The organism is Arthrobacter sp. StoSoilB20 (assembly GCF_019977295.1).
Classification (GTDB): domain Bacteria; phylum Actinomycetota; class Actinomycetes; order Actinomycetales; family Micrococcaceae; genus Arthrobacter; species Arthrobacter nicotinovorans_A.
The window spans coordinates 205,401-227,080 of sequence record NZ_AP024651.1 but is presented as its reverse complement, the minus strand read 5'-3'; the positions used below and the strand labels follow the sequence as shown (position 1 = coordinate 227,080).

The 21,680-nt window shown below is 63.8% G+C and carries 26 protein-coding genes; 8 read left to right on the top strand and 18 right to left on the bottom strand.

All coding sequences use genetic code 11. The features are described 5' to 3' along the window. Positions 1-17 precede the first annotated feature (17 nt). Positions 18-1,094, top strand: a complete 1,077-nt coding sequence (disA, locus tag LDN85_RS01130; protein WP_024819020.1) for a DNA integrity scanning diadenylate cyclase DisA — start codon at positions 18-20, stop codon at positions 1,092-1,094. Positions 1,095-1,130: 36 nt separating this feature from the next. On the opposite strand, the gene LDN85_RS01125 is transcribed toward disA, so the two are convergent. After that, entirely contained in the window at positions 1,131-1,814 is a 684-nt protein-coding gene (locus tag LDN85_RS01125) for a hypothetical protein (RefSeq protein ID WP_026541663.1), read from the bottom strand. Between the two features lie 115 nt (positions 1,815-1,929). On the opposite strand from LDN85_RS01125, the gene LDN85_RS01120 reads away from it, so the two are divergent. From LDN85_RS01120 to LDN85_RS01100, 5 genes are all read left to right on the top strand, one after another. Then, complete coding sequence (locus LDN85_RS01120) at positions 1,930-2,880, top strand: A/G-specific adenine glycosylase (RefSeq protein ID WP_275966471.1); 951 nt, start codon at positions 1,930-1,932, stop codon at positions 2,878-2,880. A gap of 114 nt (positions 2,881-2,994) precedes the next feature. Further along, positions 2,995-3,477 carry a hypothetical protein gene (locus tag LDN85_RS01115; RefSeq protein ID WP_223944367.1) on the top strand — a complete coding sequence of 161 codons (483 nt, stop codon included), beginning with the start codon at positions 2,995-2,997 and terminating at the stop codon, positions 3,475-3,477. A gap of 28 nt (positions 3,478-3,505) precedes the next feature. Then, positions 3,506-4,036: a MepB family protein gene (locus LDN85_RS01110; RefSeq protein WP_223944366.1), complete on the top strand. Its 531-nt coding sequence runs from the start codon at positions 3,506-3,508 to the stop codon at positions 4,034-4,036. Then, positions 4,023-4,397, top strand: a complete 375-nt coding sequence (locus LDN85_RS01105) for an SDR family NAD(P)-dependent oxidoreductase (RefSeq protein ID WP_223944365.1) — start codon at positions 4,023-4,025, stop codon at positions 4,395-4,397. Before LDN85_RS01110 ends, LDN85_RS01105 begins: the two co-directional genes overlap by 14 nt. Next, positions 4,367-4,534 carry a hypothetical protein gene (locus LDN85_RS01100; protein WP_223944364.1) on the top strand — a complete coding sequence of 56 codons (168 nt, stop codon included), beginning with the start codon at positions 4,367-4,369 and terminating at the stop codon, positions 4,532-4,534. The genes LDN85_RS01105 and LDN85_RS01100 overlap by 31 nt, the downstream gene beginning before the upstream one ends. 57 nt (positions 4,535-4,591) lie before the next feature. Here LDN85_RS01100 and LDN85_RS01095 read toward each other — a convergent pair whose 3' ends face one another. Next, entirely contained in the window at positions 4,592-5,401 is an 810-nt protein-coding gene (locus LDN85_RS01095) for a helix-turn-helix domain-containing protein (protein ID WP_223944363.1), read from the bottom strand. Positions 5,402-5,478: 77 nt separating this feature from the next. Here LDN85_RS01095 and LDN85_RS01090 point away from each other — a divergent pair, with 77 nt between their 5' ends. Further along, positions 5,479-5,991, top strand: coding sequence for a VOC family protein (locus LDN85_RS01090; RefSeq protein ID WP_223944362.1), 513 nt, complete (start codon positions 5,479-5,481; stop codon positions 5,989-5,991). A gap of 41 nt (positions 5,992-6,032) precedes the next feature. Here LDN85_RS01090 and LDN85_RS01085 read toward each other — a convergent pair whose 3' ends face one another. The 7 genes from LDN85_RS01085 to LDN85_RS01055 form a co-directional block, all read right to left on the bottom strand. Beyond that, on the bottom strand, positions 6,033-6,392 hold the full coding sequence (locus LDN85_RS01085; protein WP_026541644.1) for a VOC family protein: 360 nt from the start codon (positions 6,390-6,392) through the stop codon (positions 6,033-6,035). A 3-nt stretch (positions 6,393-6,395) separates the two neighbouring features. Then, the gene (locus tag LDN85_RS01080; protein ID WP_026541643.1) at positions 6,396-6,656 is read right to left on the bottom strand and encodes a DUF4235 domain-containing protein; all 261 of its coding nucleotides are present in this window, start codon (positions 6,654-6,656) and stop codon (positions 6,396-6,398) included. Positions 6,657-6,760: 104 nt separating this feature from the next. Then, on the bottom strand, positions 6,761-6,937 hold the full coding sequence (locus LDN85_RS01075) for a CsbD family protein (RefSeq protein ID WP_035760998.1): 177 nt from the start codon (positions 6,935-6,937) through the stop codon (positions 6,761-6,763). A gap of 89 nt (positions 6,938-7,026) precedes the next feature. Further along, positions 7,027-7,719: a dihydroxyacetone kinase phosphoryl donor subunit DhaM gene (dhaM, locus tag LDN85_RS01070; RefSeq protein WP_223944361.1), complete on the bottom strand. Its 693-nt coding sequence runs from the start codon at positions 7,717-7,719 to the stop codon at positions 7,027-7,029. Beyond that, entirely contained in the window at positions 7,716-8,423 is a 708-nt protein-coding gene (gene dhaL, locus LDN85_RS01065) for a dihydroxyacetone kinase subunit DhaL (RefSeq protein WP_223944360.1), read from the bottom strand. Before dhaL ends, dhaM begins: the two co-directional genes overlap by 4 nt. Positions 8,424-8,426: 3 nt before the next feature. Beyond that, entirely contained in the window at positions 8,427-9,428 is a 1,002-nt protein-coding gene (gene dhaK / locus LDN85_RS01060; RefSeq protein WP_223944359.1) for a dihydroxyacetone kinase subunit DhaK, read from the bottom strand. A 74-nt stretch (positions 9,429-9,502) separates the two neighbouring features. Continuing rightward, positions 9,503-10,135, bottom strand: a complete 633-nt coding sequence (locus LDN85_RS01055; protein ID WP_223944358.1) for an isochorismatase family protein — start codon at positions 10,133-10,135, stop codon at positions 9,503-9,505. A 132-nt stretch (positions 10,136-10,267) separates the two neighbouring features. Here LDN85_RS01055 and LDN85_RS01050 point away from each other — a divergent pair, with 132 nt between their 5' ends. Next, entirely contained in the window at positions 10,268-11,227 is a 960-nt protein-coding gene (locus LDN85_RS01050) for a helix-turn-helix domain-containing protein (RefSeq protein ID WP_223944357.1), read from the top strand. A gap of 81 nt (positions 11,228-11,308) precedes the next feature. Here LDN85_RS01050 and LDN85_RS01045 read toward each other — a convergent pair whose 3' ends face one another. The 9 genes from LDN85_RS01045 to LDN85_RS01005 form a co-directional block, all read right to left on the bottom strand. Continuing rightward, positions 11,309-11,503, bottom strand: a complete 195-nt coding sequence (locus LDN85_RS01045) for a hypothetical protein (RefSeq protein WP_223944356.1) — start codon at positions 11,501-11,503, stop codon at positions 11,309-11,311. Positions 11,504-11,515: 12 nt separating this feature from the next. Next, the gene (locus tag LDN85_RS01040) at positions 11,516-12,964 is read right to left on the bottom strand and encodes an FAD-binding oxidoreductase (protein WP_223944355.1); all 1,449 of its coding nucleotides are present in this window, start codon (positions 12,962-12,964) and stop codon (positions 11,516-11,518) included. Positions 12,965-13,131: 167 nt separating this feature from the next. Then, entirely contained in the window at positions 13,132-13,641 is a 510-nt protein-coding gene (locus LDN85_RS01035) for an amino-acid N-acetyltransferase (RefSeq protein ID WP_026541636.1), read from the bottom strand. Positions 13,642-13,753: 112 nt separating this feature from the next. Next, complete coding sequence (locus tag LDN85_RS01030; protein ID WP_223944354.1) at positions 13,754-14,158, bottom strand: hypothetical protein; 405 nt, start codon at positions 14,156-14,158, stop codon at positions 13,754-13,756. 372 nt (positions 14,159-14,530) lie between these two features. Then, the gene (locus LDN85_RS01025; RefSeq protein ID WP_223944353.1) at positions 14,531-16,633 is read right to left on the bottom strand and encodes a S9 family peptidase; all 2,103 of its coding nucleotides are present in this window, start codon (positions 16,631-16,633) and stop codon (positions 14,531-14,533) included. A gap of 132 nt (positions 16,634-16,765) precedes the next feature. After that, the gene (locus tag LDN85_RS01020; RefSeq protein WP_026541633.1) at positions 16,766-17,983 is read right to left on the bottom strand and encodes a glycosyltransferase; all 1,218 of its coding nucleotides are present in this window, start codon (positions 17,981-17,983) and stop codon (positions 16,766-16,768) included. A gap of 211 nt (positions 17,984-18,194) precedes the next feature. Next, positions 18,195-20,687, bottom strand: coding sequence for an ATP-dependent Clp protease ATP-binding subunit (locus tag LDN85_RS01015; protein ID WP_026541632.1), 2,493 nt, complete (start codon positions 20,685-20,687; stop codon positions 18,195-18,197). Positions 20,688-21,052: 365 nt separating this feature from the next. Next, on the bottom strand, positions 21,053-21,379 hold the full coding sequence (locus tag LDN85_RS01010) for an Lsr2 family protein (protein ID WP_026547965.1): 327 nt from the start codon (positions 21,377-21,379) through the stop codon (positions 21,053-21,055). 126 nt (positions 21,380-21,505) lie between these two features. Further along, positions 21,506-21,679, bottom strand: a complete 174-nt coding sequence (locus tag LDN85_RS01005; protein WP_167332902.1) for a hypothetical protein — start codon at positions 21,677-21,679, stop codon at positions 21,506-21,508. Between the last annotated feature and the right edge of the window lies 1 nt (position 21,680).

The following is a 21,680-nucleotide window of genomic DNA, read 5'->3' as shown; positions in this document are numbered from 1 at the left end:
ATTCGAAGGGAAACCCTATGGCCCGGAGCCCGGAAGAGTCGCTCAAGGCGACCCTGGCCAGAGTCGCACCCGGAACTCCGCTGCGTGATGGCCTGGAACGCATCCTCCGCGGACGGACCGGTGCCCTGATCGTCCTGGGCTATGACCGCACCATCGATTCCATCTGTTCCGGCGGGTTCGATATCGGCATCGATTTCTCCCCCACCCGCCTGCGCGAGCTGGCCAAGATGGATGGCGCCATCATCTGTGACAAGGACGCCAGCAACATTGTCCGCGCTGCTGTCCAACTGGTCCCGGATTCAAGCATCGAAACCCAGGAATCAGGCACCCGGCACCGCACGGCTGAACGCGTGGCCATCCAGACCGGCGTTCCCGTAATCTCCGTCAGCCAGTCCATGCAGATCATCGCGCTGTACGTCAATGGCTTGCGCCACGTGCTGGAGGGCTCAGAGAAGGTTCTGGCCCGCGCCAACCAGGCCTTGGCAACGCTGGAACGGTACAGCGCCAGGCTGGACCAGGTCACCAGTTCCCTTTCGGCGCTGGAGATCGAGGCCCTGGTCACTGTCAGGGACGTTGCCGTCACCTTGCAGCGGCAGGAAATGGTCCGCCGCATCTCCGAGGAAATCGCACAGTACGTCCTGGAACTCGGTGAGGACGGCCGCCTGCTGTCACTCCAGGTGGAAGAACTGACCATGGGCCGCGGTCCTGGCAGCGACGTCATCATCCGCGACTACTCCGATCCGGACGCCACGCCCGAAGAAATTGAGGAAGCCGTCCAGGCTCTCCTCAATCTGGGCCCCACCGAACTGATCGACCTTAGCCGCATCGCCCACATCATCGGTTTCGCCGGCGGAGTGGAGCAGTTGGACGCAGTTGTCCAGCCGCGCGGTTACCGTCTGCTTTCGGGCTTGAAGTCCGTGCCCAAGGCTGTGGCTGATCGCTTGGTTGACTACTTCGGCGGGCTCCAGAACCTGATGGCCGCCACCATCGATGACCTCATGACAGTGGACGGCATTGGCGACCAGCGTGCCCGCACAGTGCGCGAAGGCCTGAGCCGCATGGCCGAGGCCAGCTTGCTGGACCGCTTCCTCTAAGCCGGCTGCCGTGGTCGGACGCTGGCCAGCCGGAACCTAGTTCAGCTGGAAGACTGCCTTGGGGCTGGCCTTGTTTCCCAGCCGGGCCTCAAACGTGTAATAGGCGCCGCCGCCACCTGGCTTGGCGTTGATCGCCCCGCAGCCTTCCAGTGTGCGGTTGCGCTGCCATGGGAAGTTCGCGGTTTCGCTCTTGCCGGGCTGGATGGTCTTGATGAGGTCTTCGCTACCGGCCTGGCAGTCCTTGGACGAAAAAATACGGTCCGCGCCGCTCATCACCAGGTACTCCATTTGGGATGTCCCCACATTGACCTCGCACGGGGCGGTGCCACCGTTGGTGATGGTCATGGTGAGCAGCGGTTTTTCCTCAGGACCGTAGGCGGGTTTATCGGTCTTGGCGGCGACCGTCATGAGGTTGAAGTCGCACACGGGCGTGGGCGAAGCAGACGGCGATGCGGTCCCGGACGGCACACTTCCCTGCGACGGCACCTGGGACGGCTCCGCTGTGCTGACAGCCTGCGGCCCGGGCTGCCCACCCATGGCACCGCCAATGGACACGACGGCGACCACGATCAAGGCGATCACCAGCAGCAGCCCACCGAAAACCACTTGGCGACGGCGACGATACACCGCAGGGCTCGGGCGGCGCTTTTTCGCGGGGGCAGTACTCTTCCCCGGCGCTGAGGAGCGCGCGGTGGACTGCTGCTTACCCTTGGTGGCCATGGTCCTAGGCTAGGCTCGTGGCCCGCAGCGCACCTAACCTACACGCCGCAGGCCCCTAATCCGGGGCTGTGTGACGTCGGCCATGGTCCGCGGTTCCATTACAGTTGAGGGCAGTATGACACTTCCCGATGCCCACCAACTTACCGCGCTCCACAGCGCCTTGGATCAGTGGTTCGCCGATACCGCCCGGGACCTGCCGTGGCGCGAGCCGGACTGCAGCGCATGGGGAATCCTGGTCAGCGAAGTCATGCTCCAGCAGACTCCCGTGGTGCGGGTGCTCCCAGTATGGCGGGACTGGATGGAGCGCTGGCCCACGCCGGGCCACCTCGCCGCGGAGCCTTCGGGTGAAGCCGTACGTCATTGGGGTCGCCTTGGATATCCCCGCCGCGCCTTGCGGCTCCACGCTGCAGCAGTAGCCATCCGCGAAGAACATGGCGGCAACGTCCCTGACAACCATGCGGGACTTTTGGGTTTGCCGGGCGTCGGCAGTTATACAGCTGCCGCCGTCGCCGCCTTCGCTTTTGGGCAGCGGGAAACTGTGGTGGACACCAACATCAGGCGGGTCCATGCACGGCTCATCCTGGGGAACGCACTCCCGGCTCCCGCGTTGACCGCGGCGGAAATGCGCCTGGCCGAGTCACTCCTCCCCGCCGGGCAGGAGCTGTCCGTCCGCTGGAACGCGTCCGTGATGGAGTTGGGCGCCATGGTGTGCACGGCCCGCAGCCCCAAGTGCGCCGACTGTCCCGTCCGCTCAAGCTGCGCCTGGCTTGCCGCGGGTGAGCCACCGCCGTCGTACACTCCCAAGGGCCAGTCCTGGCACGGCACCGACCGCCAGGTCCGCGGCGCCGTGATGGCCGTCCTCCGCGAAGCTGCCACCCCTGTCCCGCGGGAAATGTTCGAGCAAGCGCCGGCGGATCTGGGGTTCGCGCCCTCCGGCATCGGGATCCCGCTTGCCGCGCTGCACCGGCTCAACTCGGCGCCGGAGCAACTCGAGCGCGCCCTGGATGGGCTGTTGGTTGACGGCCTGGCAGAAATGCACGACGGCGGATTGCGGCTTCCGGCCTAGCGTTCAGCCGGGGGCGGTATCGGTTCGGCAACGCCACCAAGCGGGCAGTAACAATGCAGGTGTTTCTTTCACATGCACCGGGCCAAGCCGATTAACCCTGGCCTACCCTGAAGCATGGGCAGAATCGCAGTGGCGTTGACCCTTGCAGGAACCGCAGCATTGCTTCCGGGCTGCTATCCCCAAGCAGTGGCCTGCCCGGCCATTGGGCACATAGCCGGAGTTTCCGTGACCGTGGCAGCGGGGTACACGGACCGAGTGGGGACGCTGCGGCTCAAGGCCTGCCAGGATGGCAGTTGCACCGAGAACGATGTGGTGCTGCATCCGGGAGCTACAGCCGTGGACCAGGGCTGCTCGCCTGAAGGCATATGCTCGGCCACCTCCTCCCCTGATGGGACGTTGGTGGGTTTCCTCGAGCTTCCATCGCTCAGTGAGAACCCCCTTGAAGCGACCCTTTCCGGCATGTCTCCGGCCGGAATCGCACTGCCGGTCCGGACGCTGACCTTCACCCCGAAGGGTGACTATCCCTACGGCGAGCAATGCGGACGGGTGATTTCTGCGGGCCTAATACTGGATGGTGGGGGTTTGCGGCAGCAGTAGGGCTGAGGCGCCGCCGTAGGATGGGTGCGTGCCTGACCACGATGTTCACCCAGACGTAGCCGAGGCATTGCGGGCCCTCACCCACCCATCCGGATCTCCCCCAGCGCCGGTACCCGAGGCCGACAACCACGAGTATGGAGCCGTCGTCGTTGATCTTGGGCAGGAACTGGTCCGGTTCCGCGTGGGTAAGCTGACTCCGGCCAAGGTGGGCTTGTTCGTTGCCGTCTGGCAACGCGCCCAGGACGGGTCCACTGAGCCCTTCCCCGCCGAAGACGGCGTGGATCTGCTGGTGATAACAGCCCGGGAAGGCAGCAGGGCCGGCTACTTCGCTTTCCCGAAACCGGTACTGGCCAAGCATGGAATCGTGTCCGTGAACGGTGCCGGCGGAAAACGCGGCTTCCGGGTGTATCCGCCATGGTCCGCGGTAAGCAACCGGCAGGCAACCCGGACCCAACTTTGGCAGTGCAACTACTTCACTGAAGGTAATGCCACATCGGATAATACTAAGCAACCTGTCTGTTACTGGGAACCGAAAGGCAGCAACCATGTCCACAACTGAACGGCCACTGGCGCTGGTCACCGGCGCCTCAAGCGGCATTGGATTCGACCTGGCGAGGCAGTTCCTCAGCAACGGATTCGACACCGTCATCGTTGCCGAAAACGACAAGATCCACACAGCGGCGGAGGAACTGAAGGGCCTCGACGGAGACGCCTACGCAGAGCAAATCGACCTCACCGACACGCAAGGCATGGCCCGGTTACACGCCGCCGTCGCGGCTTTGGGGTCACTGTCACCACGCTGCTGCCGGGGCCGACGGAGACCGACTTCTTTGAACGGGCCGACCTCCTGGACACCAAAGTGGGCAGTGATGACAAAGATGATCCCGCATTGGTGGCCAAACAAGGGTTCAAGGCCCTGATGGAAGGCGACGGCAACGTGCTGGGCGGCTCCCTCAAATCCCGAACCATGGGCCTTGGCAGCAACGTCATGCCCGACGCCCCCGGAGCTGAATTCAACCGCAAGCTCAGCGAGCCCGGATCCGGAAAAGACAAGTAGGAACCAGAACAAACACCGCCTGCGAGGCCATCGAACACGTCATCATTCGCCGGGACATCACGTCGCCTTGCCGAACGACTTCCGGTAGCCACTTGGCGTAAAGCCCAGGTACTTCCGGAAGTCGTTGGTCAGGCGCGCGTGGTCTGAATAACCAAGTTCGACGGCGATCGCGGCAAGGTCCGCTTCCGGGTCGGACCGGGTACGCTCGGCGGCGTCCTGGAGCCGCCGCCGCCGGATCAAGGCCGAGGGGCTCAGCCCAATGTACTTCCTTGCCAACCTCTGCAGCGTTCGTGGCGAGACGGACAACCGGGAAGCAGCATCCTCGATCAGGAGCACATCAGGCTCCGAGGCAATGACGTCCATCATCCGGTTGGCGAGCACGGCTTCCTCGGGGAGCTCTTCGCACCGGGAAGCCAGCCAGGCCGCAAAGGCCTCCACTGCCCGCGTGCGGTGACCGCCGTCGTCGTGCGTGTTGGCGTTCAGAGACGAAGACATGGCGGCCGAGACGGCGCTGTGCAGATCCTCCAGGGACATCGCGGCTTCCTGGTCACGGAGGGCTCCCGGATTATCAGTGAACAGCGGAACGGCCGCCGGGCGGAGCAGGGCCCCCACAGCCCAGCCGGTCCCGGTGAGGTCCCGGTGCGAAGCGCGCGTGGTGGGCCCAGCGAGGATGATATCAGCGGGCTGTACCACCAGGTTGGAGGCAGGGTAGGCGATGACGTGCTGGCGGGAGCTGCGGCCGGGCTCGATGTCCCATTCCGGAATCCAGAACCACTGGACCAGCTCCTGCAGGGGTTCCGGGGCAGGGATGCGGTTGAAAGTGGGAAGCCGCGCGGGGTACAGGATGCCCTTGAAGGAACCGTCCATGAGACCCTCCCGGATCGGCTTTAAGCTGTCGCGAATCTCCAAGCACCAGGTGCTCTAAGGCACGTAGCGTCGTATCCATGACCGATACTACAAGCACCGAATCAACCACGGCCGCCAACGGGGACCACACCACCAATGGCATTCCGAACGGCCTGACCAGCCTGACGCCATTCCTCGCTGTAGCCAACGCCAAGGAAGCCATTGCGTTCTATCGCGACGTGTTCGGCGCACGGGTGGTGGGCGAGACCGAGATGGGCGGAGTGGTGGTCCACGCCGAACTCGACTTCGGCAACGGCCACCTCCAGCTCGGTGAGCCCAACCCCGAGTACCACCTCGTCCCCTCACCAAACGGAGAGGACGACTGCTACTCCATGGGCCTCTACTGCTCCGATGCGGACGGGCTGGTCCACAAAGCCGAGCAAGCCGGGGCCACCATCCGCGAGCCGTTGACCACGTTCGTTTCGGGCGACCGCTATGCCAGCATCCGCGATCCGTTCGGCGTCCGCTGGTCCATCATGACGCGCGTAGAAGACCTCTCCGAGGAAGAGAGCAACCGGCGGGTCGAGGAATGGGCGGCCCAGCAGGGCTAGGCCGCCAGCTCTCCCCGGCCGAAGTGTGCCTCACGCCGGAGTTAGCTCAGGCAGAGGCAGAACGGGTGCCCGGCGGGGTCCAGGAACACCCTGAACGTGTCGCCGGGCTGGTGGTCGGCCTTAGTGGCTCCAAGCGAGAGTGCAACTTCCTCACCCTTGTCCAGGTCTTCCACCACCATGTCCAGGTGCATTTGCTGCGGGATGGTCTGTCCGGGCCACACGGGCGGCTGGTACACCTCCACCTGCTGGAAAGAGATGCAGTTGCTGCCGTCGCTGGGCCGGATATCGGACCAGTCGCCCTTGTCCTCGACTTCCCAGCCGAAAAGTTCGCCGTAGAAGGCGGCCAGCGCGGCCGCGTCGGGACAATCGATGACAACACTCGGGTATTTAGCTATAGCCATTTGTTAAACCTCGTCAGCAGTCTTCTTCATACGGGCCAGGGCGCTTTTGGTGCCCCGCTGGGTAAGAACGTGAACAACGGCGCCAACTCCTGCAGAGACAACCGCGAAAACCAGGACGCCCGGGAGCGAGTCCTGAAGATCGGTTCCGTCCTTGGGAGCGGGCTTGCCGGTCTTCTTCTCCCAGAGGCCCTCCAGCGTCTTGTTTGCGATCGCACCGGCGCCAAGGCTGACTGCCAGTCCGAAAATTTTCACCAGTATGTTCACGTAGATCCTCCATCAGGCATGGCGCCGAGGTACGGCGCACACACAACATTCGCCACACAAGACAAGGCAGGGCCGCTGCAAATGCAGCGGCCCTGGTTGGATGCCTAGTCTTTCTTGAAGGCGTCCTTCAGCTTCTCGCCGGCACCCTTGAGGTCGGCCTTCGTCTGGTCGCCCTTGCCTTCGGCTTCCAGGCGCTCATTATCCGTCAGCTTTCCGGCAGCTTCTTTGGCCTTGCCGCCAAGCTTCTCGCCAGCGTTCTCCATCTTGTCGTCAGCACCCATGATTCGTACCTCTTCCTTGTAGTGAACCTGTACCTCTACAACATCACTAATCAGTGTACTTAGCAATATTTGGGCGAAAATCTTTCGGCCTACAGCTCCCCGAACCCTTCCTCCACAAGCCGGCCGACGTACTGGACCGCCTTCAACGCATCCTTGCCCCTCGCCTCGACATGCAGGCTGGAACCCTGTCCCGCGGCGAGCGCCATAAGCGCCATGATGGACATGCCATCGACGCCGTTGACGCTCACCTCCGCGTCCAGCCCTGATAGGCCGCCTGCGATCTTCGCCGCCGGCCGTGCATGCATTCCCAGGGGGTTGATGAGTTCGAAATCGCCGCTGGCGTCCGGTTCATCCTTGAGGTCGGGAAGCTCGGGGCCGCCCACTCCGGCGGGCACACTGCCAAAGGCCACTGCCTCCGCCGCCTTGCAGACATCCTCGACGCCGGCGCCCCCTTGGGCAGCGACGGCAGCCGCCACGAGTCCCTCAACCAGCGGAGCGTCGGCCAGCCGCACGGCGTCGGGATCGCTGGCAAACTCCATGGCCGATTCGGCTGTCATGACTGCCGAACCCAGATCGGCCAGCACCACCACGCCGTCACCACCGGAATCCACCAGTGACTGCTCGACGGCGGCCAGCACCTTCTCAAGGCTTGTTCCGATCCGATCGTCCTCGGTGCCTCCGGCGGCGACCAGTTCGACGTCGGGCGCCATTTGGGCGGCGAGTTCCACCGAACCCTCGGCAATTTTGCTGCTGTGCGAAACCACCACGATTCCAACGGTCATACGGAGTCGGTCCCCGTGTCGCCCGTGTAGCCCGCGGAGCCCGTCTCACCCGCGGAGCCCGCGTCGCGGGTGGAGCCTGCGGCTGCAGCGGCGGCCGCACGGAGGAGCAGTGCCGTGGATGCTGCACCGGGGTCCCGATGCCCTGCGCTGCGCTCCCCAAGGTAACTGGCACGGCCCTTGCGGGCCACCAAGGGGTCGGTGGCCATGGCACCGGTTTCGGCAGCTTCGGCGGCCGCTTCCAACACGCCAATGGGGTCAGCACCGCTTGCCGCGGCTTGTTGGGCTGCTTCAACAGCGGGTGTCCAGGCATCGATCATGGTCTTGTCGCCAAGCTCGGCTTTTCCCCGCGCAACTACGCCGTCACGGGCTGCTGCGAGCGCGGCCACCAGCGTTTCGGCCTCGACGTCTGCAGAGTCTCCCAGCACCGTAGCTGCGCGCAAATAGGCAGTCCCGTACAGCGGGCCGGCGGCTCCGCCCACCTTGGACATGAGGGCCATCGCGGCAGCCTTGAGCGCGGCGCCGGGAGTTTCCGGCGGGGCCTCGTCAAGCTTCTGCAGCACGGCCTGGAAACCACGGTCCATGTTCTCGCCGTGGTCCGAGTCGCCGATGGCCCGGTCCAGTTCGATCAGTTCCACCCGGTGTTCGGCCATGGCCTTGGCGGAGAGCTTCACCCAGTCCAGTGCCCAGTCAACGGTCAACCCCATTACTCAGGCTCCCCACCGCAGGGCGGCAGTGTGGACGGGCGCGTCCCACAGCCGGATCATGTCCTCATCCAGGCGCAGCACCGACACGGAGCAGCCCTGCATCTCAAGGGACGTCACGTAGTTACCCACCAGCGAGCGCTCCACGGTGGCACCGCGTTCGGCCAGGACCTGGGCGGCCCGCCGGTAGACGATGTACAACTCACTTTGCGGCGTCCCGCCCATGCCGTTGACGAACAACAGCACCTTGTCTCCAGAGGCCAGGGCAAGATCCTCCAGCACCGGCTCCAGCAAGCGGTCCGTGATGGCATCGGCGGGTTCCATGGCGATCTTGTGCCGGCCCGGTTCGCCGTGGATACCTATGCCGATCTCGATCTCGTCGTCTGCCAGCTCGAAGCTTGGCGTGCCCGCGTGTGGCACAGTGCAACCGGACAGGGCAACGCCCATGGTCCTCACATTGGCCACTACCCGCTCCGCGACAGCCGCGACGGCGTCAAGGTCGTCGCCGCGCTGGGCGGACGCTCCTGCGATCTTCTCCACCAGCACCGTTCCGCCCACCCCGCGCCGGCCCGCCGTGTAAAGCGAATCTTCCACCGCGACGTCGTCGTTCACCAGTACGGAACGAACCCGCACGCCCTCGGCCTGGGCCATCTCGGCGGCGGTTTCAAAGTTCAGGACGTCGCCGGTGTAGTTCTTCACGATATGGACGACGCCGGCACCTGAGTCCACTGCGACCGTCGCCGGAATGATCTGGTCGGGGGTGGGCGAGGTGAAGACGGCGCCGGGGACAGCGGCGTCGAGCATGCCCAGCCCAACAAAGCCCGCGTGCAGGGGCTCGTGGCCGCTGCCACCGCCCGAGACCAAGGCCACCTTGCCCGCTACCGGAGCGCCCTTCCGGATGACGTATTTGGGATCGGGATGGACGTCCACAATGTCGGCATGGGCCATGCCGAACCCTTCTACGGACTCGTCCACCACTGCGCGTGGATCATTAATGAGCTTTTTCATGGGATGCTCCTGGGCGTGCTGCGGCTGGTGCTCTGACCCTACTACCGGGGACCCGGCACAGGGTAGGGCCTGCACTACTGTGTTCGCAGCGATCCGGCCATTGCCGAACTTCCCAGGTCGCTCGTCTCCAGGGCATTCCCCGCGTTCAAGGCTTCGACCCACGCATCCGTGGTGCTGACGGCCGCCCAGTTCGAGTGCAGCAACGCCATCAGGGTTGTGTGGACTGTTTCCGCATCAGCAAACCCTGCCTCGTTGGCCAGGTTGATGGCGCCGGTCGCATCCGAGAGGACCTCGGTGCTGAACCCGATGTATTCCGCTTCCACGGCAGAGGCCAGGATGCAGTTGTTCGTCATGTAACCCACCAAGGTGACGGTGTCGACGTCGTTCTCCCGCAGCCACGCTGTCAGGTCAGTGTCGGCGTAGACCGAGCCATACTGCTTGACGACATCCTTCCAGGAGTCCTTCCTGCGGTCCTCGACCACCGGGTGGAGCTCGTACTCCGCGGTTCCCGGGGCGAAGACCGGCGCGCCCTCTCCAGAGCTGTGCTGGACGGCGGCAACCGGGATACCTGCGGCCGTCGCGGCATCAATGGCTTTGCCGATCATCGCGATCGATTCCCGGTGCGGCGGGTACTGGATCTCGAGGGGACCACTGAAGTACTGCTGCTGGATGTCTACAAGGACAAGGGCGCGGCGGGGGGTGCTCATGCTGGTCTCTTTCCGGAGTTGGTTCTTTGGCCGCCTTCTGGCAACCATTCCATCCTCTGCGCCTCCGGAGGTGATCGCCAGTGGCATAAATGCCCTTGTACGATTGATTCAGGCCAATTGAGATGGGGACCCTTGCGCATTGCCGTGTATGCCTTCGACGACGTGACAATGTTCCACCTCGCGGTCCCCCAGATGGTTTTCGACGAAGTCTCCCGGCAGGGACTTGCCGAATGGAACACCTGTCTTTTTGCCGATGAAGCGGGCCACATCCGCACCGCGGAGGGCTACCAGCTGGGTGGGATCCGTGGCCCCGAGGCCGCGGACGATGCCAACGTCATCGTGGTGCCCTCATGGTTTGATGACGGCCGCGAACCCAACGGGCAGCTCCGGGACGTACTCCAGCAGGCCCATCAGCGCGGCGTCGTCATCCTTGGCCTCTGCCTTGGCACCATCCCAGTTGCCGACGCCGGCCTGCTTGACGGCCGGTCCGCCGTCACCCACTGGGAAGCCTTCAGTTCGCTCTCGGCACGCCACCCCGACGTCTCCCTGGACCGGACCGTCCTGTACATCGATCACGGCGACGTATTGACGTCGGCGGGTACAGCTTCGGGGCTGGATGCATGCCTCCATCTGGTGAGGACCCGCCTGGGATCCGCAGCAGCCAACCAGGTGGCACGCAGCCTGGTCATCGCCCCGCACCGGGAGGGCGGACAGGCGCAGTACATTGAGCATCCATTGCCACCCCGGTCCTCCGAGGACCCCATGGCACGCATGCTTGAGTGGGCGCTGGGACATTTGGACGAGGACCTCAGCATCGACACTCTCGCCGGCCAAGCCCACATGAGCCGCCGAACATTCATTCGTGCGTTCAGGGCTTCCACCGGCGCCACTCCATCTGCATGGGTGCGTTCCCAAAGGCTCGACGCCGCCCGGCACCTCCTGGAAAGCTCCAGCCTGCCGATAGACCAAGTAGCGGCCAAATGCGGCTTCGGCAGCGCCGTGACCCTTCGGCAGAACTTCGCCAGCGCCTTCTCCACTACACCCACGGATTATCGACGCCGTTTCGACGCCCAACCCCGGCACGCTTCCTGAGCCGGCGCGCGGGATCTCTCGCGGATCGGCGACAAGGAAGCGGCAGGGGCAGCCCGCTGGGAACTGCCCCTGCCGCTTCGACTAGTCCTCGGCTGCCGGTTTCTGTGGCTGTTCCCGTTCCCGTTCCTGACGGGTGGGGAACTCCGGCCAGAAGGCTGAGAACAGGTCCGGGTCGGGATGGCGGTCGCCGGCCCCCGGGGCTTCCTCTGACCACGGCCCATGGGCGATGTCGATCTGGAAGGCGGAGAAGTCCGGGAACGTGACGCGGTTGTTCATGATCCCCGCTCCTCAGTTGCTCAGCACGGCGTCGCCACCGGCAGTCACAACGTCTTCCAGCAGGACAGTCTGGTCGATGACCGGAAGCCCCACCACGTGCCCGAAGCTGAACATGTTCTTCGGATCCAGCTCCGCCTTTGCCTTGCGGAGGCGATCCAGGGCGGATGCCTGCCAGGGCCGTTCCCTGTCTTCGGCATCCACAAAGTGGCCGTGAAGGTTCACGAAGGTTCCGGCGTTGGCAGCGGGGCGAAGGTCTTCATGGACGGCCTTGAACAACGCCGGCAGCATTCCAACCACAGGCGGGACGGCAATGGCGCCCATGAAGAAGCTGAACGCGGCATCGCGACCACCCACAATATCGTCACCATCTGCGCTCCTTGCCAGGGCGCCGCCCAGCAACCGCAGTTCAGCCAACAGGACAGGACTCTCGACGCCGGGGCCAAAGTGCCGCAATATGGCATCGGCCGAGGGGTCATCCAACCTGTCCAGCAGGAACCCGTGTTCCATCACGGGAACCGGCTGGTCCGGGTCCTGGTGGATCGAGTCGAACGCCGTGGCATCCAAAGGACCCGTGGCATCCATCATGAACGGTGCGCTCTGACGCATCGGCTCAAGGAGCTCTGCCGCGGACGCCGGATCGCCCTGATAGGCGTAACGGAGATGGATCACGAATTTTCCGCGCAGGGGCTCGGGCACCATGTCCATGTCCGGCAGCCTCAGGAAAGCGAGTGATGCCGACGCCTCCACGGGCAAGTCAGGCACCCAATCCCTGAATGCCTGCAGCACTTCCGGAGCATGCCCACCGTCAAAGTAGATTCCTCCGGCATAGAGGTCGGAGCCCGGGAACAGGTGGAATTCCATGGCCGTGACGATTCCCAGATTGCCCTTGCCGCCGCGCAGCAGGAAAAACAACTCCGGGTCCTCGTCCTTGGTCACCCTCCGCAGCACGCCGTCAGCCGTGACGATCTCGAACGCAATCACGTGGTCAGAGGCAAAACCGTACTTGCGCCCGAGGATCGGCAATCCGCCGCCCAGCGTGTAGCCCACCACGCCAACATCGGTGGTAGACCCACAGAGCCCCATCAATCCGAAGGTCCCGGCGAGTTCCACCACAGCCTTCCAGCGGACGCCCGCACCCACGCGGGCCGTCTTCTCCAGGGGGTCGATACTGAGTTCGAGCATTCGGCGGGTGCTGATCAGCAAGCCACCTTCAATGGCATTGGTGGCACCGTGACCGGTGGACTGGACAGATACTGGCATACCGCGTTCCGCGGCCCAGCGTATTGCCGCCGAGACGTCCTCTGCGTCGAGGGCACCAAAGGCGAGATCGGGCTGGTGTTGCGTAGATAAATTGAAGGCCGCTACTTCAGCGGCAAAGCCGGGATCGGCAGGCGTGAACACTGGACCGCGCACGCTGAGTTGGAGTTCTGAAACATCTGAAAAGGACGCGTGGGACTGCATGATCTTCTCTCAATTGACCGATGTGGTGGAAGCTTCCCCAGCAAGCCACAATCAGTTTATCCATCAAGTTGAGATAAGAAAAGGGCATTAAATCACGCATAATCGTCGAGGGGTTGAACGACGCGGCTGATCGGGGATTTGCCGGCGCGTAGATGCGGGGGTTAGGCCTAGAGCTGCTTGATCATGCGGGTGTTGCCCAAGGTGTTCGGCTTCACCCGGGCAAGGTCCAGGAACTCTGCTACGCCTTCATCATGCGAGCGCAGCAATTCGGAATACACCTGCGGATCCACGGCAGACTGATCGGCCATGACTTCGAATCCGTGGCGCTTGAAGAAATCCACTTCGAAGGTCAGGCAGAACACGCGGCTTACCCCCAACGCCCGGGCTTCCTCCAGCAGGTTTTCTACGAGGACGTGCCCCACGCCCCGGCCCCGCCAGGAGCCCGCGGCGGCAAGAGTGCGGATCTCGGCCAGGTCCTCCCACATCACGTGGAGGGCGCCGCAGCCAATGACTTCACCCTCGTCAGACTCGGCGATCCGGAATTCCTGCAGGCTTTCGTAGTACGCCACTGTCTCCTTGGCCATGAGGATCCGTTCCTCAGCCAAGGGCGCCACAAGCCTCTTGATCGCGGCCACATCACTGGTGCGGGCAGGGCGGAGGCTGAAGGTCGGATTCACTCCCCCATCCTAGCGAGACAGACAGGCGCGGGCCGCGCCCAGTGCTGATGGTTACGCGCGCATCAACCCGGCCCGCCTGCACCCCTATTGTGACCTTTGGGGTGTCGGACTTTCAGAGCCGGGGCGGTTCTCCCCTGTTGATGAACGCCACGTTGATGATGTGGTCCCCGCCCGTCTCGGAAATGTTCTGAAAAACAAGCTGATAGCGGACGCCCCCAATCAACAAGGCCAGCCCCAACGGGATCCTGGTTGGTGAATTTGCCGCCGTGAAGAGCATTTCCAGAAAGGACGCATCTTCTTCGACTTGCCCACGGATGCCGGACTTCTCAAAGCCTTCCAGCGCCGACAACCAGACAGTTCCGTCCGCCTCTCGGATAGCATGGGCGGGGTACACGGCATGTCCGGTAGCGGTTTCGAAGCCGGCGGTGGTGCGGAAGATCTTGAACTTCCCGCACCAATTCGTAAAGTGCCGGTTCAACACTCCGCTGGGGTCGGCCGCTGCTGCCGGGCCCGGCACGTCTTTCTCCTTGAGCACTTGATCCTGACTGTTCGCTCGCAGTCAATGCCGCGAATCCGTAGCGTCCTGGGCGGCCATGCGTCTCCCAACGATGACCGTCACCCATATCAAGTGCATCCAGGTGCCGAATCGTGACGCCAATCAGCGTTGGTGGCAAAGTCGTTGGAACGTTGGGGCGAAGGAGCCGGCGGCCTGGTATCAACGGCATGGAATGCTCAACTGAAGCAGCTGGAGCGACAAGGGACACTCTCGCCTGTACCCCACCGCGGTCGCAGGTACCCGTAGTTCCCAGCAGGACCACCTCGCGACGGACGCCCGCAACCGCCACTGCAGTGAACGGAAGCGGGCGCCCAACGGGCGTTCGCGCCGGAGCTAAACCCCCAGTTCCTCCGGCAAGGCAACATCCTCGCCCAGCACCTGCTTGGCCAGGAAGTGCTCCACCACGCCGTACCAGATCTTGGCGTGCTGCGGCTGGAGGACCCAGTGGTTTTCGTCCGGGAAGTACAGGAAGCGGTGCGGACTCCGGCCGTTGTCGTCGGCGGGCAGCTGCGAGGAGGACAGGAGCTCGTACCAGAGACGCAACCCCTCGCCGATCGGGACCCTGTAGTCTTTGTCGCCGTGGATTACCAGCATGGGCGTCTTGATGTTGCCCACGTTGAGGTGCGGCGAGTTCTCCATGGCCATTTCCGCAGTCATTTCCTTTAGCCAGTACTGCGCCGCGTCGGTAGTTGGCCCGAACTGATCGAGTGCCCACAAGCTGGCGTGGGTGACAATTGCCTTGAAGCGGTCTGTTTGCCCGGCAACCCAGTTGGCCATGTACCCGCCGAACGACCCTCCCATGGCGGCAGTCCGCGACTCGTCGATGTCCGGACGTGCTACCACGGCGTCGGTGATGGCCATGAGGTCGGTAAAGGGTTTCTTGCCCCACTCGCCCCAGCCGCGCTGGATGAATTCCTGACCGTAGCCGGTAGAGAGTGCGGGGTCCGGCAGGAGCACGGCGTAGCCCTTGGCCACCAACAGCCAGGGGTTCCAACGCCACGTCCAGGCGTTCCAGGAACCCAGGGGCCCGCCATGGATCCACAGCAGGAGCGGCGCGGGCTTGTCCGCGGAGGCACCATCGGGGAGGGCGAGGTAGGCGGGCACGCGCACTCCATCCTCCGAGGTTGTTTCCACGCGCTCCAAGTGCCCGCGATAAACGGGACGTTCGGCCGGGGCTTGCAGCCTGGTCACTTCGCCGGTGGCCAGGTCTATCCGGACTGCTTCGGATGGGAACTCATACGAGCTCCGCAGGGCATACGCCGTCGTCCCATCAGAAGAAACCACGACGTCGGAATAGGCGGAAGCGTCCCGCGTCACCCGGGTGACCCCACCGTTGGCGACGTCGACACGGAAGACCGGCGACGCGCCGTCGTCGTCCGCTTTGGCAAGGACTCCGCTGCCATCGGGGAGCCAGGCGAGCACGGTAGCCCAGCGGTCCCAGTCCTGGGCCAGCGGTTCAAGATCCGTGGTCTCGCCGCCGGCGACGTTGAGCAAGTGCAGCTTCACCTGCGGCGCCTGCGTGGGCGTGGTGTCGCTTTCGCTTTCGACCACAAGGGTGCGGTTGTCCGGGCTGACGGGCCCCGGGAAGTAGCTCATGCCTTCATGGTCCAGCAGCACTTTGATGTTCCCGGTGGCGACGTCGATGGCGGCGAGCACCTCACGGCTGTCCGCTTTCGCCAAAGGCTTGGTCATGCTGGTGTAGATGGTCTTGCCGTCCGGGCTCACCACCGTTTTTGACTCCCGCAGCGAACCGCCGACGCCGGTGGTCAGGTTGCGGAGCTTGAGCGGAGCGGCAGCGTCCACTGTCGAGGGCTTGCCGGGTTCCTGGTTTTCTCCCTGCTCAACTGCAAAGATCCGCGGCTCGGCGGGGCCGAGGTCGGCATCCCAGAAGCGGACGGGGTAGCCGCTGTGCAGGATGGCGGAGACCTTGTTGTCTTTGCGGGCCTTGCGGCGCTCGTCGTCGTTCTCCTCGTCCGCGGATCCGGCCAGGACTTCGGCGTTCACGAACGTGGCGTCCGCGTCCTTCGCGGTCATGACCGAACTGATGCCACCTGAGCGCGAGTGCACCACGCGGGCTTCTCCCCCGTCGGCGGGCAGGAGCCACAGGGCGTTCACCGGGTCAGCGTCGGGACTGTCCGGATCCGGGCGCGCCGAGGTGAAGTAGAGGTCGCCGTTGGCAGCGAACGCTGCACCCGCTTCCCCTTTGGAGCTGCGGGTGATCCGGCGTGCTTGCTTCCGGCCGGCGGGGTCGATTTCCCAGAGGGCTGAAGCGAACTCGGTGCCCTTGCCGTTCAGCGTTGAAACGGTGGTGACCAGGCGCGTGCCGTCCGGGCTGAGGGTGAGGCCGCTGACCCGCGGGATGGCGAGGTAGTGGTCCATGTCGTGAAAGGGAGTTTCGGGCTGCTCGCCCGGGGTGTGAGTGTCAGCAGAGTCCATGATCCGATTCAACACGTAATGTGCCGCCGATCACAGAGTGGTTCACTCACAGTGAAACAGTACTTTCACATATTCACCCGTAGAGCACGTTTTGAGTTTTCAAACGTGCCCTACTGTCACGTGGTTCGGAGATTAGGTGGTTGGCAGATTTCGCAGGGCCGCAACCACGGGCGCGGTTCCGTCCTCCGTGGCGATGGCGGCCGCCACTTCGCGGGCCCGCCGCGCATACGACGGCGTGGTGCCGGCTTGCCGTATCGCGTCGCCGAGGCGCTCCGGAGTCAGCTTCTTATAAGGAATCGGCTGGGGCCCGGCACCCAGCGCTGCGATACGGGAGGCCCAGAGCGGCTGGTCCGTATAGACGGGGACACCGAGCGCCGGGACTCCTGCGCGGAACCCGGCCGCGGTGGTCCCCGCTCCGGCGTGATGCACCACAGCGGCCATCCTGGGGAAAAGCCACTGATGGGGAACACTTCCAACGCCCAGGGCATCATCGCCCAAAACACCCTCCGGACCCTGCACAACGGCCCTTACTCCGGCCCGACGCGTTGCCTCAAGGACGAACCCCGGGTCGAGGTCCGCGCTGCTGCCGAAGCCAACAAAAACCGGCGCCGGCCCGTCGGCCAGAAAATCCACCAACTCCGCGGAGGGTTCCCATTCTGTGTTTTCAGCTGGCCACCAGTACCCGGCCATGACCAGCCCCGAGTGCCAATCGGCCGGCCGCGGCAGGACAGAAGGGCTGATGCCGTGAAGTATGGTTGCCCGCGTTTTCCTCCGGCGGCGCTCACCGGCAGCCCGGCTTTGCCTGCCAAGCCCCAACTGTTTGCGAAGGCGGGCGCTCGGAGCATCATATGGAGCCGGGCCGGCCGCCGCCCTCTCCCCAATGACCTTGTTCCCCACCGCCCCCAAACTGCGGGCCGAATTCATCAACACCGGCGGGTATGCCGCACTTGGCTCAGTTGGTTGCAGGTGTGCGCCTATGGCCGGAATGCCCAAAGCCTCGGCAATGTCATAGGCATAAGGCGCTACGGAATTCGCCAGGATCACATCGGTGCCGGCTTCGGCAGCCGCCAAGGTTCCTGTGGCGGCGTTCTCCATGTACGCGCCGAGCCTGCGCCAGAACGTCAGCACGCTTCCAGCGCCGGCTTTCGCACCAGGGGCGGGCTGTTTGATCAGTTCCGCCAAATCCCCAGGCAGCGGCCTGAATTCGCATCCCGACTCCACCACCAGCGGGGCATAAGCAGGGTTCGCGGCAATGGCAACCTCGTAGCCGAGCCCTTGGAGACGGCTGCCGAGCCCGGCCATCGGCGCAACATCGCCACGCGTCCCGGGAGCGACCATGAGTACCCGCATGCGATCCCCTCTCTTCCCTCGGAGTTTTCCAGCAGACCTTCAAAGCCACCCTAAGGGCTCCAGCTGGACAAAGGCTTCAGCTGGACAAAGGCTCCTGCTGGACAATGGCTCCTGCTGGACAAAGGCCCCAGCTGGACAAAGGCCCCAGCACCAACGCAAAAGCCCCGCCTGCTCCTTGAAGGGAGCAGGCGGGGCTTGGCGCTGTAATGCCTTACGCGGTGGGAGCGATCTCCGGGATCCGCGGCTTGGCGTTGCCTTCGAACGTGAACTTGGCGTCGTCACCTTCACCGTCGACGTCCACCACAACGATGTCGCCGGAGTGGAGTTCGCCGAACAGGATCTTCTCGGACAGCTGGTCCTCGATCTCGCGCTGGATGGTGCGGCGCAGAGGCCGTGCACCCATGGCGGGATCGTAACCACGCGTGGCCAGGAGGACCTTGGCAGCGGGGGTGAGCTCGATGCCCATGTCCTTGTCCTTGAGGCGGCGCTCCAGGCGGGTCACGAACAGGTCCACGATCTCGATAATCTCGTCCTGCGTCAGCTGCGGGAACACCACGACGTCGTCAACACGGTTGAGGAACTCGGGGCGGAAGTGCTGCTTGAGCTCTTCCGTGACCCGGGCACGCATCCGGTTGTAGCCGGTCTGGGTGTCCGTGCCGGACTGGAAGCCCGTGGCCACGCTCTTGGAGATATCGCGGGTACCAAGGTTGGTGGTCATGATGATCACGGTGTTCTTGAAGTCCACTACGCGGCCCTGGGAGTCGGTCAGTCGACCGTCTTCCAGGATCTGCAGCAGCGAGTTGAAGAGGTCCGCGTGGGCCTTCTCAACTTCGTCGAACAGCACCACGGAGAACGGACGACGCCGGACCTTCTCGGTCAGCTGCCCGCCTTCTTCGTAGCCGACGTAGCCCGGAGGTGCACCGAAGAGACGCGAAACCGTGTGCTTCTCGGAGTACTCGGACATGTCCAGCGTGATGAGGGCATCCTCTTCACCGAACAGGAACTCGGCAAGTGCCTTGGCGAGCTCGGTCTTGCCGACGCCGGTGGGGCCGGCGAAGATGAACGAGCCACCCGGACGCTTGGGGTCCTTCAGGCCTGCACGGGTACGGCGGATGGCCTGGGACAGGGCCTTGATGGCCTCGTCCTGTCCAACGACGCGCTTGTGCAGTTCGTCTTCCATCTTGAGCAGGCGCGAGGACTCTTCCTCGGTGAGCTTGAAGACCGGGATGCCGGTGGAGTTCGCAAGAACTTCGGCGATCAGGTCCTCGTCAACCTCGGAGATGTCGTCCATGCCGCCGGACTTCCACGTGCGTTCCTTCTCGGCGCGTTCGGCAATGAGCTTCTGCTCCTTGTCGCGCAGTGAAGCAGCACCTTCGAAGTCCTGGGCGTCGATGGCGGATTCCTTCTCCATCTTCACGTCCGCAATGCGCTCATCCATTGCCTTGAGCTCAGGCGGAGCGGTCATGCGGCGGATACGCAGGCGTGCGCCGGCTTCATCGATGAGGTCGATCGCCTTGTCCGGCAGGAAGCGGTCCGAGATGTAGCGTTCGGCCAGCTGCGCTGCGGAGGCCAGGGCGCCGTCGGTGATCGTTACGCGGTGGTGTGCCTCGTAGCGGTCGCGGAGTCCCTTGAGGATCTCGATCGCGTGGGCAACCGAGGGTTCCTTGACCTGGATCGGCTGGAAGCGGCGCTCAAGGGCCGCATCCTTCTCGATGTGCTTGCGGTACTCGTCAAGGGTGGTGGCACCGATGGTCTGGAGCTCACCGCGGGCGAGCATCGGCTTCAGGATCGACGCAGCATCGATGGCGCCTTCGGCAGCACCTGCACCGACGAGGGTGTGGATCTCGTCAATGAAGAGGATGATGTCGCCGCGGGTGCGGATTTCCTTGAGGACCTTCTTCAGGCGCTCTTCGAAGTCACCGCGGTAGCGGGAGCCGGCAACCAGGGAACCGAGGTCAAGCGTGTACAGCTGCTTGTCCTTGATGGTCTCCGGGACATCTCCGCGGACGATCGCCTGGGCGAGGCCTTCGACGACGGCTGTCTTACCGACGCCGGGCTCACCGATCAGCACCGGGTTGTTCTTGGTACGGCGGGAGAGGACCTGCATGACGCGTTCCATCTCCTGCTCGCGACCGATCACAGGGTCCAGCTTGTTCTCGCGGGCAGCCTGGGTAAGGTTGCGTCCGAACTGGTCAAGCACCACAGAACCTGCGGGGGTACCTTCCGGCTGGCCCTGGCCGGAGCCGCTGCCTGCGGTCTCCTTGCCCTGGTAGCCGGAGAGCAGCTGGATGACCTGCTGGCGGACCCGGTTCAGGTCTGCACCAAGCTTCACCAGCACCTGGGCGGCCACGCCTTCGCCTTCGCGAATGAGGCCGAGCAGGATGTGCTCAGTACCGATGTAGTTGTGGCCGAGCTGCAGTGCTTCACGAAGGGAAAGCTCAAGCACCTTCTTGGCACGCGGCGTGAAGGGGATGTGACCGGACGGGGCTTGCTGGCCCTGGCCGATGATCTCCTGCACCTGCTCGCGAACGCCATCGAGCGAAATGCTCAGGGACTCGAGCGCCTTGGCAGCAACGCCTTCACCCTCGTGGATCAGACCCAAGAGGATGTGCTCGGTACCGATGTAATTGTGGTTGAGCATCCGTGCCTCTTCTTGGGCAAGGACGACCACGCGACGGGCACGGTCCGTAAATCTCTCAAACATTTCGCCACACTCCTAGCTACGACGTACTTTGATGCTACGTGCCGGAGCAGCACTTTTGGAGCGTGTTCGCCACAGGGGAAACATGACGCCGTGGAGGAATAAAACCCGCACTTCCCCTTGACCCCGGCGGACTACGGTGACATCCTGCCGGCTGGCCGGCCGGGCTTCCCTCCGGACCGCGACTGGAATTCTCCAACAGCGCCCAAAGGGACGCCCTCCCAACTCCATGGGCGCAAGTCAACGCACCCTCGGGGCCGGGCGGGCCGGGGAGCATTTCCTTTGGGACGGGATGGCAGCCAACAATCCACAGCCCCGTTAAACAACCAATGCCCCGGCAGTGACTGCCGGGGCATTGAAGCGGTGAATCAGGAATTGGCCTTTTGGTAGGCTTCCTGAATTTCAGCCTGAATACGTCCGCGGCTGTTGACTGTGTAACCGTTATCACGGGCCCACTGCCGGATCTGCGCGGAATCCTGGTTGCGGGCCGGAGTAGCGCGACCCCGCGTCCCACGGCCGGAAGAAGTCTTCCGCGCCTTTGCCACAAATGGTTCCAGGGCCTTCCGAAGCGACGTAGCGTTTGCTGTGGACAGGTCCATTTCGTAGCTAACACCGTCCAGACCGAATCGGACAGTTTCGTCCGCAGATCCTTCATCCAGGTCATCGACGAGGATGATTTTTACTTTCTGTGCCATGAGTTGCCTCTCTTAGAGGGATGGATAATCAGAAATTCCCCGGGTTCCTTTGTCGATTATCGTTCACAGCAAGCACGCACGTCAAAGCACAATTGGATTCACGTGAAAGTGGAACCCATTTAGGAGCTATTTAGCGGCTGGACCTTCAGTTGCCGGCCCTGCGTTTTTTGAATTCGCTTCAGCTTGGGCGCGGGCTTCTGCCTGACGCTCGGATTTGTCTGCATTGAAGATCGACTTCATGGCAAACCAGAAGATCAAACCCACAACTACGGACGGCGCAAGGACTGCTATGTACTCCATG